The following is a 12,860-nucleotide window of genomic DNA, read 5'->3' as shown; positions in this document are numbered from 1 at the left end:
GGACAAAACTACACTACATTGGCGTATAGACTCACCCCGACGTTGCCGACTAAGTCAGCTCGTCGTCCCTCTCTTCACCTTCGGTGTAAAGAGGGGATAAGAAGAAATAAAAATAAATTTGCATATAATAAGTTAACATATTATATTTGAACATACAATAAAGAAACTTAACTTATAAAATTATGTGGAAAAGAACCTACTCTACCGTAACAAAAGAAGTTACTAAAGAACAATTATGGAAACTGTTTGCCGACGTAAATAACTGGCACAATTGGGATACCAATATTGAATTTGCCAAAATAGAAGGAAAGTTTGAAGCCGGTAATCATTTTATATTAAGACCAAAGGGAGGTCCAAACGTTAAAATACAGTTAACGGAAACTATTGAGAATAATAAATACATTGATGTAACCAGCTTTCCGCTTGCCAAAATGTATGATGAACATTTGTTTGAGGATACCTCCGAAGGAGTAAAAATAACCAATACTATTTGGGTTACGGGTTTATTAAGCTTTATATGGATAAAGCTGGTAGCGCAAAAAATTGTTAATGATACCCCAACAGATATGCAGAAACAAATTGCAGCAGCAAAAAAACTATAAATGAGGGTGTGTGTATTTATTTAATAAGCAGAGATATAATATTGGCAGGTGGCATTCTGGCTGCCTGCATCAACAAACTAAATAATGAAACAGGACGATAATACATTTAGCTTTGATAATGCTGAAGACAGTAGCGGTTTTTTACTATGGCAGGTTACCAATTTGTGGCAGCGGGAGATTAAGAAAGCCTTAGAAGAACATGATCTTACCCATTCGCAATATGTGCTGTTGGCCAGCACCCACTGGCTCACGCTACAAAATAAGAACGTAACGCAGGTTTTATTATCGGTACACACCAAAATTGACCCCATGACCACTTCAACAGTGTTGCGTACCCTGCAAGCCAAAGGTTTGCTGAAACGGCAGGAACATTCAACAGATACGAGGGCAAAAACAGTTATGCTTACTGATGCCGGCAAACAGGTAATAAAGCAGGCTGTTATAGCGGTAGAAGATTTTGACAAACGCTTTTTTTCTTCATTGGGCAGCGATGCCGGGGCTTTTAATAAAAAGTTGCTGAAGCTACTGTCTTACAAAGGATAAAACAGCTTTTTAACTTTTTTCATCTTCTGCTATAATCGGTTTTGGGGCAATTTTTTTATTGACATGTAATTATCTTACAGATAACAGCATCTATATAGTAAAATCAATATCATTAATCATCAAACTCTATAATAACAAACTATGAAAAGCACAAAAAACACGGTTTGGTTCATCACCGGAGCATCATCAGGTTTTGGAAAAGCATTTGCTGAGTATGCAATTGGCAAGGGCTACCAGGTAGTAGTTACCGCAAGAAGAACAGACAAACTGGATGAAATTAAGGCTTTAGCACCATCACAGGTTGAGGCGATAAAAATGGACGTAAATAATAACGATGAAGTAAATGCAGCAGTTCAGCAGGCCATTGCACGTTTCGGCGGTATTGATGTACTGATTAATAATGCAGGTTATGGAATACTTGGGGCGGTAGAAGAAACACCCGAAGAGGAGCTGCGTGCACAACTGGAAACTAATTTTTTTGGAGCTGTAAAAGTAACCCGGGCCCTGCTGCCTTTGTTTAGGCAACAGCAGCATGGTGCTATTGTGAACATCAGCAGTATGGGCGGGCAAATGTCTTTTGCCGGATTCGGGGCTTACTCGGCTTCGAAATTTGCACTTGAAGGGCTGTCTGAAGCCTTGGCAAGCGAGCTAAAGCCTTTTAATATTAAGGTGCTGATTGTTGAGCCGGGAGCGTTCCGTACCGATCTGATGGGATCGGCAATGAAGAAAATGCCTGTTATAGAAGCCTATAAAGATACGGTTGGCGGTACCCGTGCATTTGCCGAAACCGTCCACCACAATCAGGAGGGCGATCCGTTGAAAGCTGCCCGGGCAATTGACACTGCACTAAAATCAGCACACACACCATTGAGGCTCGTATTGGGAGCAGATGCTTTGCAGGCCATTAAAGCGCATGCAGAAACCCTGCTCGGCGAGTTGAATACCTGGGAAAGTGTTTCTGTTGATACCGTTATTGATTAATAAACCGCTTAATTGGTAAAAAAATACAACAAAATTCTATAATCTTTTGTCCGTCCGCTCCAGATAGCCACCTCTCCGAACGACCGGACAAAACCACATTGGCGTCTTGACTCACCCCGACGTTGCCGACTAAGTCGGCTCGTCGTCCCTCTCTTCACCTTCGGTGGAAAGAGGGGTTAAGAAGAAGAAAAATAGAAAAAATATTTTCTTCCCCCACCCTCTTTACCGCTCGCGGTAGAGAGGGTGGTTGATCCGACTTTAGGCGGAGTAGACCGGGTGAGTCTACTCTGCAAGCAGTTGCCAATAAGCTCACCACTATCCCCTCCCCAAAACACACTACTGACAAACTAGTGTCACCATCTATATCAATTACATGCTTTATTTTTGTAATGAACATTCATCTCCAGGGTTATTGAACCCGCCAAATCTTGTCCGTTCGTCCGCATAGCATCGGCCCCGAACAAGCGGACAAAACGATTGCCAGTTATCAGTAAGCAGTTGTCAGTTAGCAAACTGCAAACTCATAACTGCAAACTCAAAAACCATCTTATAAATAGTTTCCTGCTTACCCAGGAAAGCAAAATCCCTTAAGGAAGGGGTTAAGGGGGAGTATTATTTCAAATTTTCAATTTAAAACACCTATACAACATGACGTTTAACCCACCTCTTGGCGCACACATGCAATCTCAGCAGCCACAACAACAGGTATCAGCCCTTGATACCGAATTAAATCAACCCGAAGATTTATTAAATGTAAAAACTGCCAACCACTGGATGGAAGAAGCCAGTACACGGCCGGTACCCAAAATGCTGTTTGATAAGTTTTGGTTCGAAGGTGAACTGTGTATTTTATTTGCTGATAGCAACCTGGGCAAATCAATCCTTGCCGTACAAATTGGCAACAGCATTAATACCGGTATCCCTATATCGCCATTTAAAATTCAATCGCAGGCTCAGCCTATTTTGTATTGCGATTTTGAGCTGACCGACAAGCAATTTGAAAGTCGATACTCTAACGATTATCAGGATCATTATGCTTTCGGCACCGACTTTTACCGGGCTGAGCTTAACCCTGATAGCGAACCTCCACAGGGCTTTAATGATTTTGATGAATTCATCATTGCATCACTGGAACGTTCTATTGTGCAAACCGGCGTAAAGGTGATTATTGTTGATAACCTTACCTACCTGCGTAACGAAACCGAACAATCAAAAAATGCCTTAAGCCTGATGAAACACCTCAAGGCTTTAAAGAACAGGCATGGCTTAAGCATACTGGCACTGGCACATACGCCCAAGCGCGATTTAAGTCAGCAGATAACTGCCAACGATTTGCAGGGCAGCAAAATGCTGATGAACTTTTGCGATAGTGCCTTTACCATTGGTCAGAGTTGTGCCGATAAGGACCTGCGCTACCTTAAGCAGATAAAACAGCGCAATACCGAGCAGGTATATGGTTATACCAATATTTGCTTGTGCCGCGTAAACAAGCCCTTTAACTTTTTACAGTTTGAGTTTGTGAACTATGGCAGCGAGGTTGACCACCTGCGCAAAGCCAGCGACAGGCTCAGTGAAGCACACATGGAACAGGCCGTACAACTGAAACTGCAAGGCAAAACCCTGCGCGACATAGCCAAAGAAATGGGCATCAGCTACCAAAAGGTTGACAGATTGATTAAGGCCCATACCGCCAAAGCCTGATTCTTGTCCGCTTGTCCGGGGCCTGCTACTCCCGGACGAACGGACAAAAATCTACTAACAAAGCGTCATTGCGAGGTACGAAGCAATCTCTAAACTTTACAGATCAGCGAGTACAAATGTATTTGCGAAGGCAGAAGGTGCTTCGACTAACTCCAAAACCAATGCTTCCTGACTTGCTTCAGTAAAGATTGCTTCGTTCCTCGCAATGACGACCGGTTTATTTAGTCGCCCAGAAACTGACCTTTCTCTCTCCACCGATAACCATCAACCACCACCCCACCATGAACCCTCACCGCTTTATCCTGCAACCCTATAAGGGACCAGCCAGCAGGTACCAATGTCCGCAATGCCAGCACCGCAGTAAAACCTTTACCCGCTACATTAACCTGGAAACCGATACCCACCTGGCCGATAACGTGGGCCGTTGCGACAGGGAAGAGAAATGCGGCTACCATTTTACGCCGCGGCAGTACTTTGCCCAAAATAATTTTAATGGCAGCATACAGTCTGCAAAGGCTTATCGGCCCATGCCAGTGAAGAAAATGTTTAGCCATTTGCCTGTTTCGCTGGTGAATGAAAGCATGCGGCAAAGTGCCTATGCGCACAATCATTTTATCTGCTTTTTGGCTCAGCTGTTTGGCTGGGAAGCCGCCCTGCAAGCTGCCGAACGCTACAACATTGGCAGCTCCAAACACTGGCACGGCGCAACCGTTTTTTGGCAGGTAGATGTTAACGGCCTGGTACGTACCGGCAAAGTAATGCTGTATAACCCCAACACCGGCAAACGGGTAAAACAACCCTTTAACCATATTGCCTGGGTGCATAGTTTAATGCGGAATGTGAATAAAAATCTCGAAATGGAACATCCGAAATCCGAATTCCACCTAAAACAATGCTTCTTCGGCGAACACCTGCTGGGGGGAGATACCAGTGCCATGGTAGGCATTACCGAAAGCGAGAAAACGGCCGTAATGGCCAGCATAATGATGCCTGGTTTTATATGGCTGGCAGCAGGCAGCTTGCATGGCCTGGATGAAGATAAATGCCGCGTATTAAAAAATCGCAGGGTAATGCTCTTCCCCGATGTTGGGGCCCACAGCTACTGGACCCAATGCGCCCGTTTCCTGAACCTTAAAATACCAAGCGCCACCTTTACCGTACACGATGAAATGGAACGCACCGCAACAGATGAAGAGCGTGAAAATGGGGCGGATATGGGGGATAGATGGGTTGGGGAGAGGGGGGTATGATATAGACACACGCGGCACGCGTGCGCCAGCGAAGGAATAAATATGCAAATCCAGAAAGGGGATTTATCCTGCTAGGATTAACCTTCACTCGGACAGGAGATTATTTCAATTATAAAGATTACTCATATTTTCAATTTCCCTATGAAGTTCTTAATTCCATAGAAGGAGTTAAAAATATTATGCATAGTCCTGAGTTTAAAGGAAATCCCTCTAATGTGGGAAGCCCAAATAACAAATCTCATTCGTTAGTATATTCAGATATTGATGATTTGGGAGTTCGGGTAAACCTTGCAGATTACCCTAGAAACAACTATGAAGACTCAAAATGTGTAATTGATCAAAGCGCAATAGATAAAGATTTAGAGGAACTACGTCAACGTTTAAACGATACTGAATATCATAAACTTTGGAATTTCGCTAATTGATAAGTTAATTTTAGGATACTCAACCTGATGCAAGAATGAAGAGCAGAGCTAAGCGCAAATGCTTCCCGTGACTTTTACTTTGTCCGTTCGTCCGAATCTATACTGCACTCCAATCCGGACGGACAAAAAGCAAACTAATAAGCCTCCAGATCCAGCAAACGGTTCATAACTTTTTATTCTATAGAATTTGAAACTAAACGATGAAATAACGTTCTTTGTGTAGATGATATAAAAAAAGCCCCGAGAGGATCAGTCTCGAGGCTCTTAAACATCCGGACGGAATTTTACCGTCTGATAATAGATTAGGTTCTATTACTGTATCATCTCTATCGGACTTCGATTCAAACAATAAGGGGCTTTTATAGCTCCTTTGTTGTTTAAGACAAAGTTAAGCCTTAGCAAGCGAAATAAGGCGTATTTAATTCATAAAATCGCAAAATAACATGCAAGTTTTCCACATTTTAACTGCATTCCACTGCTTTAAAACTAATTAAGCTTCCCCTAACCTCGCGCAAAATAACATGCAGGGCTAAGCGCAAATGCTTCTCGTGACTTCTACTTTGTCCGTTCGTCCTAACTTGTCCGGCACTCCAGGCAAACGGACAAAACATCAAACCATCAAAAAGCGTCTTTGCGAGGTACGAAGCAATCTCTAAACTGTTCAGATAAAGGAGTAAAAAGCTTTTTAACTAACGTTCAGCAAAGGTATTGCGTTGGGTTGATCATCCTGCGTAAAGATGGCTTCGTTCCTCGCCATGACGATGGGGTATGGAAGAATAACAATCAGGCTTTTGCTATATCAACTTGTTTGCGCATGCTTTGCTTAATTTTTTCACGGTGCTGTTGGCCCCAGGCGCTTAGTTCGCCTATTACGGTTCTTAGGGTGCGGGCATAGCCGGTGGTTTCGTAAATAATGCTTACCGGCGTGGTGGGGTATACGTTGCGGGTGATAAAGCCATTCAGTTCTAAATCTTTCAGCTCTTTGGCCAATACCTTGGCCGATATGCCGGTAACTTCCTGCTGAATTTCATTAAACCGCTTTGACGATCCCATCAGCGAAAAGATCAGTGCCAGCTTCCATTTTCCGTTCAACACATACAGGGCATCCAGCACGTTTTTGAGCGAACCTGCACATTTTGCCTTGCTTGGAAGCGGCTCATCTGTAATTACTTTCATAGGCGCAAAGGTAAGCACTTACCTCAACGTAAGCGCTTTCCTTTAGGTAAGTACTAACTTTTTACCAGCTGGTAACCATAGTTTTGCTTCGGTAATCAGGGGCTAAAAGAGCCTCTGGTAGTTAACACAAAAAGTAAAATTTATTATGAAACACATCCTTCATTTAAAATCGAGCATACAAGGTGCAGCATCTGCCAGCATTAAACTAGGACATGCTATTGTCGAAAAAATTCAGGCCAAATATCCGGGCAGCACCCTGGAAGAAGTAGATCTGGTAGATATTGATATTCCGCATCTCAACCCCGAAGTGCTCCGCACCTTCTTTATTCCCGGCGATCAGCTGACCGAAGCAGAAAAAGAATCCATCCAACTTTCAGACAAGCTGGTTAAGCAGTTATTTGCTGCGGATATTATTGTTATCGGTGCACCGCTTTACAACTATACCATCCATACGGCGCTAAAGGCCTGGATAGATCATGTTAGCAGGGCAGGCATAACGTTTGGATACGGCGCAAATGGCCCGGTAGGATTGGTTACAGGCAAAAAGGTTTATGTGGCCATGTCATCGGGCGCTGTTTATTCAGAAGGACCGGGTAAGGCTAATGACTTTGTGGCGCCTTATTTAAAAAGCTTCCTTGCCGCTTTAGGTATGACGGATCTGACCGTAATCCGTGCCGAAGGCTTAAAGATGGCAGGGTTAATGGAACACGCCATGGAAAAAGCGGTTGACAGTATAGCGATTGATTAAAATTGCATCTGCAGTCATCAATCAAAAAGAAGGGCCGTTTTGTTTTTACAGAACGGCTTTTTTGTTTGAGTGGGAAGCCACCTGCAAGTTTGCCGTAAGGTTGTTTTCATAAACTGACGTTTGGTAAACGATGTTGAGTGTATTAATTGTTAATTTTGCAAAAGATAAAAATTTAACAATGTCTATAAGTACCGAAGCCGAAAGAATTGGAATGCAGCAGGCAAGTGATGCGGTTGCCATCACCCTTAAAAAGATGCGTGAGTATGCCAAACCGGGCATTTCAACCAAGGAGCTTGACCTGTATGGCGGCAAATTGCTGAAACAGATGGGCGCAAGTTCTGCACCGCTGTTAACCTATGGTTTCCCCGGGTATACCTGTATCAGTATTAACGAGGAAGCTGCGCACGGCATACCATCGGCAGATAAAATTCTAAAAGAAGGTGATCTGGTAAATATTGATGTATCGGCAGAATTAAATGGCTATTGGGCCGACAATGGCGGCTCGTTTGTATTGGGCGAGGATATCCACGGCCATGGCCAACTGGTAGAAGCATCGAAAGAGATATTGAAGAAGGCGATAAGCAATATTAAGGGTGGTGTAAGAATATCGGAAATAGGCAGGTTGATTGAGACTGAAGCCAAAAAAGCAGGTTACACGGTAATAAAAAACCTTACCGGGCATGGTGTTGGCCGCAGCTTGCACGAAGCTCCCCACGAGATAGCTAACTACTGCGACAGGTTTAACACTACGCGTTTCAAAAAGAATTCGGTGGTAGCGATAGAGACATTCATTTCAACACGGTCAACCATTGCCGATACCCAGGCAGACGGCTGGACGCTAACCGGTAATAAAGGTGGTTTTGTTGCCCAGCACGAGCATACCATTATGGTAACCGATGGGCAGCCGGTGATATTTACATCGCAGAACGGTATTTGGGATTAATCGTAGTGCAGGGAATCGTGCAAAGGTTCTCATAGTCTTTCACTTTGTCCGTTCGTCCTACCCTATACCGGACGGACAAAATATCATATTGGGGATGTACAGTGGTTATCTGCTTTCAAACCGCCCTGTTTTTTTATCAATGATGATTTTATAAATAATCAATTCAACAGATGTGCCTACATCACCCTCATTGTCGACAAAACCATGCTCCGGACTAACCGAATCATCAATAATATGTGGGGCGATCCTGTCTGTTAGCTTTTGCAAAATGGTTACCTGTTCGGCCATTTCTGTAATCTCTTCAAACTTCCCCCAGGCTATTACGCTTTGCCAGTTGGTAACATCTTTTATGTTATCTACTTCAAAGCACACCGCAGGGTTTTGGCGCATTATATCAATCTTCATTCCTTTGGCAGAGTGACCATAAATGTTAACCCCATCGTATACGTAATTAATAGGAACGATATAGGTAACGCCGTTTGAATGACATCCAAGCCTGCCAATTAACTGGTCTTTTAATAAGGCTTCTATTTGAATGTCGGTTAAGTCTCTTAACATGATTTATTTTTTTAATTAGTTGGAAAGATTTTTAATATAAAGTTTCATGCTGTAAAGGTGAATCGGAACTATAAATACCAATTTAGCATTTGCCGGTAAGTAGTACAATGATGAAGATCATTATTAGCGGTAAATATTAATGAGAACCGGATCCTGCTTGTATTATAAGCAACAGAACTTGTAATGGTTTTAATCAATCTGTTAAATAAAAAGATGCAGGGCGAAATTAAAGAAGAGGTGCTTTGGGCTTTTCGTTGCTTGTCTCCATTGCTTTTATTGCAGCCTTTTCTTTTACAATATCCTGCCGTAAAAGTCCGAACAAACTCATATAGGCATTGGCAACATAAACCAGCGCAAATCCGGCTATGAGGTAGCCTGTCCAATTATTCATCAGTAATTTATACCCGGTTAAAAACAGGAATAAGATGGTTACATAGTGGCTGAAACAATACTCGCAGGTAAAGAGGTAAAAGAATTTCCTTTCTAGCAGTGTTCGCCCCTCCTTACAGCGTTTAATGCAATATTCTCTGGGTTCGCGAAATACTTCTTCGTGTGTTACTGTCCAGGCGATACAAGCTATAGGGATAGCCAGTAAAAAGAGCCATAAAATTTGTGTGGTGATTGCCATATTAAATTATCCAGGTTACATTGCCGATGCGGGTTTGATAATAAATTGATTAAGGGTGTAATTAACGTTTAACCGTTAAGCTATCTTTAAGTTCAAATTATTTTATATTCCCTCAACCTGGTTAATTAGTGGGATGCATTAAAGTTTTATTTAGCTGTATATAATTCAGGCTTTTTTGAATAGGCGTTAATAATGCTAAAGCAGATGGATGGTATACATAGATTTAGGTTAAAAGTAAAAGCCATCCGTTATTAATATGAAAGCTTTTGGCCTTGCCAACCAGTAGTGCGCAGAAATTGTTCCCAATTGAGGCTATTCGGGTTGGTTTGGCGGCTCCATAGTAAGTCGCGATCTTTGCTGAAATAACCATATTCAACTGCGTACTCTGCCATCCCCAAAATCTCATTTAACAAAAGTTCGTTTGAGCCAAAGTCTGGGAAATGATGAAGGAAATCTTCCCGTGTAAATGCTGAACTATACGCAGCTTTCTTGTCTGTGACCCTGGCGAAAGTATCGACCATTTCCTGGGGTGAGATAATATCGCCAATTACTGGCAAGGACTTTCCTGCATATAAATCTGGATTCGAAAAAATCTCAAGTACAGCTGGCCCTGTGGCAGTAAGGGGGTCAACAAATGGCGCACGGAAGTCCTTTGGTAAATAAATCGGAAATACAAGCGTATCGCTCTTTAGATAAGGAGTGTAAAACTCCATAAGATTAGTGTAAAAAAAAGCCATGTAGATAAACGTGCTTGTAATTGGAAGAGTGCGGATATATTGTTCAATTTTGGCCTTGTCCGTAAAATGCGGAGCAAACTTTTTCCCTCCAGTAATTTTATCTACATTTTCCAAACTGCTGAAGATAATTTGTTTTACTCCAGCTTCAACCGCTGCGTTTGCCAACTGTTTACCCAACTCCATTTCGTGAGTTAGCGGAGGGGAAATACTTGGCGTCATCATGAAAATACCATCTGAGCCGCGGAATGCTTCCACGAAATCTTTTTTAAATCCCAAATCAAGTGGTAACTTCACAAGTTCCGCTCCTTGTTTGAGCAAACTAAGCGCCTCTGGTGAATCAACACGGCGAGTAATACCGCGTACACGATAACGCCCGCTCTGTAACAGTGTATACGCGGCACTGCGTCCCTGCTTGCCCAAAACGCCAACGATAGTGATGAGTGGCTTATCTTTTTGTGTCATTGCCTCATGTCCTTTTAAATCAGATACCATTTTTTGTTATTTAAGTGAAACTTTATAACTATAAAAATTATAGTTGCAAAACTATTTATAGCTTTATACATTTACAATAACTATCCTTTTTGATAGTCCAAAAACATGAAATCGATGAAAATAGAATGTATTGGTGAACATGTAAAACTGAATGGTGAAATTTATCCATGTACGGTGAGTTTAGCGATGGATCTTATTGGTGGAAAATGGAAAACTGTAATTTTGTATCATTTAAAAGCAAATCCTAAAAGGTATAGCGAGCTTTTAAAAGAAATGCAGACCGTAACAGAGATGACCTTGAGCTTGCAGTTAAAGCAATTAGAAAAAGATGGCTTAATTTTAAGGAAGGTATTTGGCAAAAAGCCACCTGTTAAGGTAATTTACAGCTTAACAGATTTTGGCAAAACCTTTATTCCCACTTTAGATGCTATCACAGCATGGGGGAATCAGATCACCGAGCAAAAAGGTGAGTTTGTAAATGCATAAACTTCTTTAAAAATAGTTTTGCGACAAGTGGTTAAATATCAAGTTTTGATGGATAATGTTCCAGGCGAATTTTCTTCCCTATGTTGATTTAAGATGTTTTTCTCTCTTTGTGCATAAGTTTCCCCATTAAATCGCCCATTAAATCCCAATGGTAAAGTATTAACACCGCTTATGCACGATTAAACAACTGGTATTCTTTTTGACAAGTAATTGCCTGAAACACTCTTATAAATAAGAAAAACAATTACCTAAACATCTGCATGAAAACTTCACCTAAAATTATCCTTGCCGCATTAGTTAGTGCGATGTGCCTGTACGTATCGTGCAAAAAAAGTGAGACTGTAACTGCTCAAAATAAAGCGGTGATTAATACTGCCGATGTGAGCAAACAGGTTGCGTTAAGTCTTTACCAATCATTATCTGGCGGGTTAGGCGCATCCAATAATTTAAAAACAAACCAAGCCCATGGCGGCCTTACAACAATGGACAATAACCATGGATGCGGCGAGGTGGTTACTACACCAACTAACAACACCGTGGTAAGCGGCGACACCACACGTAAGTACGTGGGCAATTCTATATTTACTTATATGTGCAATGGATATTTTAACAACAACTGGAATATAGATGCTTATACCTTGTCTGATACTTTGAACACTACTGAAACCGGCACCGGCTTCGCCAATAACTATTACCTTACCCTAAATTATGTGGTAAAAACAACGGATGCTCAATATACTTATCTTACCATTGGCGGTACAACCAGTAACTCATCACATATCTCGAAACTTAGCGGAGGTGTTACTACAGAATATCACGACCTGGCAACCAGCTATCAATTGAATAATATTGCTGCTGAACGCACCGGGGTAAATCCTGTGTTTGTGTTAGGGAGAGCAGACTTTAGTATCACGAAAACAGATAAAGATGCAACTACAAGCGTTGGCGGCGACGTTAGCAATTATAGCGGGTATATCCTGTTTTTACCCGATAATACAGCAAAGGTGTACTTTGAAAATAATGATGGCTCTTATAAAGTTTATTTAATTAACTTCCTTACAGGCGCAATCACTTCACTCTAAGAAATTAACTTTCCAAAAAATCGGAAATTTGCTACCGGGCTACGCTACATCCCTGCTGTCCTAAGTCTCCGACTATTACTGTCCGGTAAAGTAATAATAAAAAGAAAGGGAAGTTTTTAAAGACCTCCCTTTATTGGTAGTTTTAAGTTACCACACAAAAAACACCAATGAACAAAAGTACCTTTTTTACCGGACAGCCGATATTCGCTCAATTACTGCAATTTATTCCCCGGGATATGATTCGCCGTATGACCGCCGAGCATAATGCAGATAGATATTGTAAGCGGTTCACCACTTACGAGCATTTAGTAACGATGCTTTATGCTACTTTCAATCATTGTAATTCGTTACGGGAAGTAACAACAGGTATGCTTGCAGCGGAGCAAAGACTTAATCATCTGGGGGTACGTTACCATCCCAGGCGCAGCACCATATCAGACGCTAATAACAGGAGACAAGCTGATGTTTTTGGTGCCATTTATTATAAGCTTTATCAAAAGTATGCGGG

At 41.9% G+C, this 12,860-nt stretch carries 14 protein-coding genes and 1 pseudogene; 11 read left to right on the top strand and 4 right to left on the bottom strand.

Translation table 11 applies throughout. The features are described from left to right. Window positions 1–182: 182 nt before the first annotated feature. The 6 genes and pseudogenes from JN11_RS22325 (at window position 183) to JN11_RS22305 (ending at window position 5,077) form a co-directional block, all read left to right on the top strand. Entirely contained in the window at window positions 183–602 is a 420-nt protein-coding gene (locus JN11_RS22325; RefSeq protein ID WP_144916304.1) for an SRPBCC family protein, read from the top strand. Between the two features lie 84 nt (window positions 603–686). Further along, the gene (locus JN11_RS22320; protein WP_144916303.1) at window positions 687–1,145 is read left to right on the top strand and encodes a MarR family winged helix-turn-helix transcriptional regulator; all 459 of its coding nucleotides are present in this window, start codon (window positions 687–689) and stop codon (window positions 1,143–1,145) included. Between the two features lie 141 nt (window positions 1,146–1,286). Continuing rightward, window positions 1,287–2,126 (top strand): oxidoreductase, encoded by an 840-nt coding sequence (locus tag JN11_RS22315; protein ID WP_144916301.1) that lies wholly within the window; start codon window positions 1,287–1,289, stop codon window positions 2,124–2,126. A gap of 648 nt (window positions 2,127–2,774) precedes the next feature. After that, window positions 2,775–3,827 carry an AAA family ATPase gene (locus JN11_RS22310; RefSeq protein WP_144916299.1) on the top strand — a complete coding sequence of 351 codons (1,053 nt, stop codon included), beginning with the start codon at window positions 2,775–2,777 and terminating at the stop codon, window positions 3,825–3,827. A 281-nt stretch (window positions 3,828–4,108) separates the two neighbouring features. Continuing rightward, a pseudogene (locus tag JN11_RS24990) lies at window positions 4,109–4,255 on the top strand (PG0870-related protein); the annotation flags it as partial. 99 nt (window positions 4,256–4,354) lie between these two features. Continuing rightward, window positions 4,355–5,077 carry a DUF6371 domain-containing protein gene (locus JN11_RS22305; RefSeq protein ID WP_170227829.1) on the top strand — a complete coding sequence of 241 codons (723 nt, stop codon included), beginning with the start codon at window positions 4,355–4,357 and terminating at the stop codon, window positions 5,075–5,077. Window positions 5,078–6,285: 1,208 nt separating this feature from the next. Here the strand turns inward: JN11_RS22305 and JN11_RS22300 are convergent. After that, window positions 6,286–6,678, bottom strand: a complete 393-nt coding sequence (locus JN11_RS22300) for a winged helix-turn-helix transcriptional regulator (protein ID WP_144916296.1) — start codon at window positions 6,676–6,678, stop codon at window positions 6,286–6,288. A gap of 145 nt (window positions 6,679–6,823) precedes the next feature. On the opposite strand from JN11_RS22300, the gene JN11_RS22295 reads away from it, so the two are divergent. Continuing rightward, complete coding sequence (locus tag JN11_RS22295; protein WP_144916295.1) at window positions 6,824–7,426, top strand: FMN-dependent NADH-azoreductase; 603 nt, start codon at window positions 6,824–6,826, stop codon at window positions 7,424–7,426. A 178-nt stretch (window positions 7,427–7,604) separates the two neighbouring features. Further along, window positions 7,605–8,369 (top strand): type I methionyl aminopeptidase, encoded by a 765-nt coding sequence (map, locus tag JN11_RS22290; RefSeq protein ID WP_144916293.1) that lies wholly within the window; start codon window positions 7,605–7,607, stop codon window positions 8,367–8,369. A 105-nt stretch (window positions 8,370–8,474) separates the two neighbouring features. Here the strand turns inward: map and JN11_RS22285 are convergent, their stop codons facing one another. From JN11_RS22285 to JN11_RS22275, 3 genes are all read right to left on the bottom strand, one after another. After that, a complete protein-coding gene (locus JN11_RS22285) occupies window positions 8,475–8,927 on the bottom strand; it encodes a pyridoxamine 5'-phosphate oxidase family protein (protein WP_144916292.1) in 453 nt (150 codons plus the stop codon). A 226-nt stretch (window positions 8,928–9,153) separates the two neighbouring features. After that, window positions 9,154–9,555 (bottom strand): hypothetical protein, encoded by a 402-nt coding sequence (locus JN11_RS22280; RefSeq protein ID WP_144916290.1) that lies wholly within the window; start codon window positions 9,553–9,555, stop codon window positions 9,154–9,156. 251 nt (window positions 9,556–9,806) lie between these two features. Next, entirely contained in the window at window positions 9,807–10,784 is a 978-nt protein-coding gene (locus tag JN11_RS22275; RefSeq protein ID WP_211360884.1) for an NmrA/HSCARG family protein, read from the bottom strand. A 114-nt stretch (window positions 10,785–10,898) separates the two neighbouring features. Here JN11_RS22275 and JN11_RS22270 point away from each other — a divergent pair, with 114 nt between their 5' ends. From JN11_RS22270 to JN11_RS22260, 3 genes are all read left to right on the top strand, one after another. After that, entirely contained in the window at window positions 10,899–11,270 is a 372-nt protein-coding gene (locus JN11_RS22270; protein WP_144916436.1) for a winged helix-turn-helix transcriptional regulator, read from the top strand. A gap of 260 nt (window positions 11,271–11,530) precedes the next feature. After that, on the top strand, window positions 11,531–12,352 hold the full coding sequence (locus tag JN11_RS22265; RefSeq protein WP_144916288.1) for a hypothetical protein: 822 nt from the start codon (window positions 11,531–11,533) through the stop codon (window positions 12,350–12,352). Between the two features lie 167 nt (window positions 12,353–12,519). Beyond that, on the top strand, window positions 12,520–12,860 hold a 341-nt coding region (locus JN11_RS22260; protein WP_144916286.1), incomplete at its 3' end, for a DUF4372 domain-containing protein.

It is taken from the genome of Mucilaginibacter frigoritolerans (genome assembly GCF_007830615.1).
GTDB lineage: Bacteria > Bacteroidota > Bacteroidia > Sphingobacteriales > Sphingobacteriaceae > Mucilaginibacter > Mucilaginibacter frigoritolerans.
Note: the sequence above shows the minus strand (reverse complement) of the source record. Positions and strands in the feature narration are given on the sequence as shown.

Excerpts from the sequence above, each read along its gene's own strand:
- JN11_RS22315 (WP_144916301.1), top strand. The coding sequence starts at position 1,287 with ATGAAAAGCACAAAAAACACGGTTTGGTTCATCACCGGAGCATCATCA.
- JN11_RS22280 (WP_144916290.1), bottom strand. The coding sequence starts at position 9,555 with ATGGCAATCACCACACAAATTTTATGGCTCTTTTTACTGGCTATCCCT.
- JN11_RS22295 (WP_144916295.1), top strand. The coding sequence starts at position 6,824 with ATGAAACACATCCTTCATTTAAAATCGAGCATACAAGGTGCAGCATCT.
- JN11_RS22265 (WP_144916288.1), top strand. The coding sequence starts at position 11,531 with ATGAAAACTTCACCTAAAATTATCCTTGCCGCATTAGTTAGTGCGATG.
- JN11_RS22275 (WP_211360884.1), bottom strand. The coding sequence starts at position 10,784 with ATGGTATCTGATTTAAAAGGACATGAGGCAATGACACAAAAAGATAAG.
- JN11_RS22270 (WP_144916436.1), top strand. The coding sequence starts at position 10,899 with ATGAAAATAGAATGTATTGGTGAACATGTAAAACTGAATGGTGAAATT.
- map (WP_144916293.1), top strand. The coding sequence starts at position 7,605 with ATGTCTATAAGTACCGAAGCCGAAAGAATTGGAATGCAGCAGGCAAGT.
- JN11_RS22320 (WP_144916303.1), top strand. The coding sequence starts at position 687 with ATGAAACAGGACGATAATACATTTAGCTTTGATAATGCTGAAGACAGT.
- JN11_RS22300 (WP_144916296.1), bottom strand. The coding sequence starts at position 6,678 with ATGAAAGTAATTACAGATGAGCCGCTTCCAAGCAAGGCAAAATGTGCA.
- JN11_RS22325 (WP_144916304.1), top strand. The coding sequence starts at position 183 with ATGTGGAAAAGAACCTACTCTACCGTAACAAAAGAAGTTACTAAAGAA.
- JN11_RS22305 (WP_170227829.1), top strand. The coding sequence starts at position 4,355 with ATGCCAGTGAAGAAAATGTTTAGCCATTTGCCTGTTTCGCTGGTGAAT.
- JN11_RS22285 (WP_144916292.1), bottom strand. The coding sequence starts at position 8,927 with ATGTTAAGAGACTTAACCGACATTCAAATAGAAGCCTTATTAAAAGAC.
- JN11_RS22310 (WP_144916299.1), top strand. The coding sequence starts at position 2,775 with ATGACGTTTAACCCACCTCTTGGCGCACACATGCAATCTCAGCAGCCA.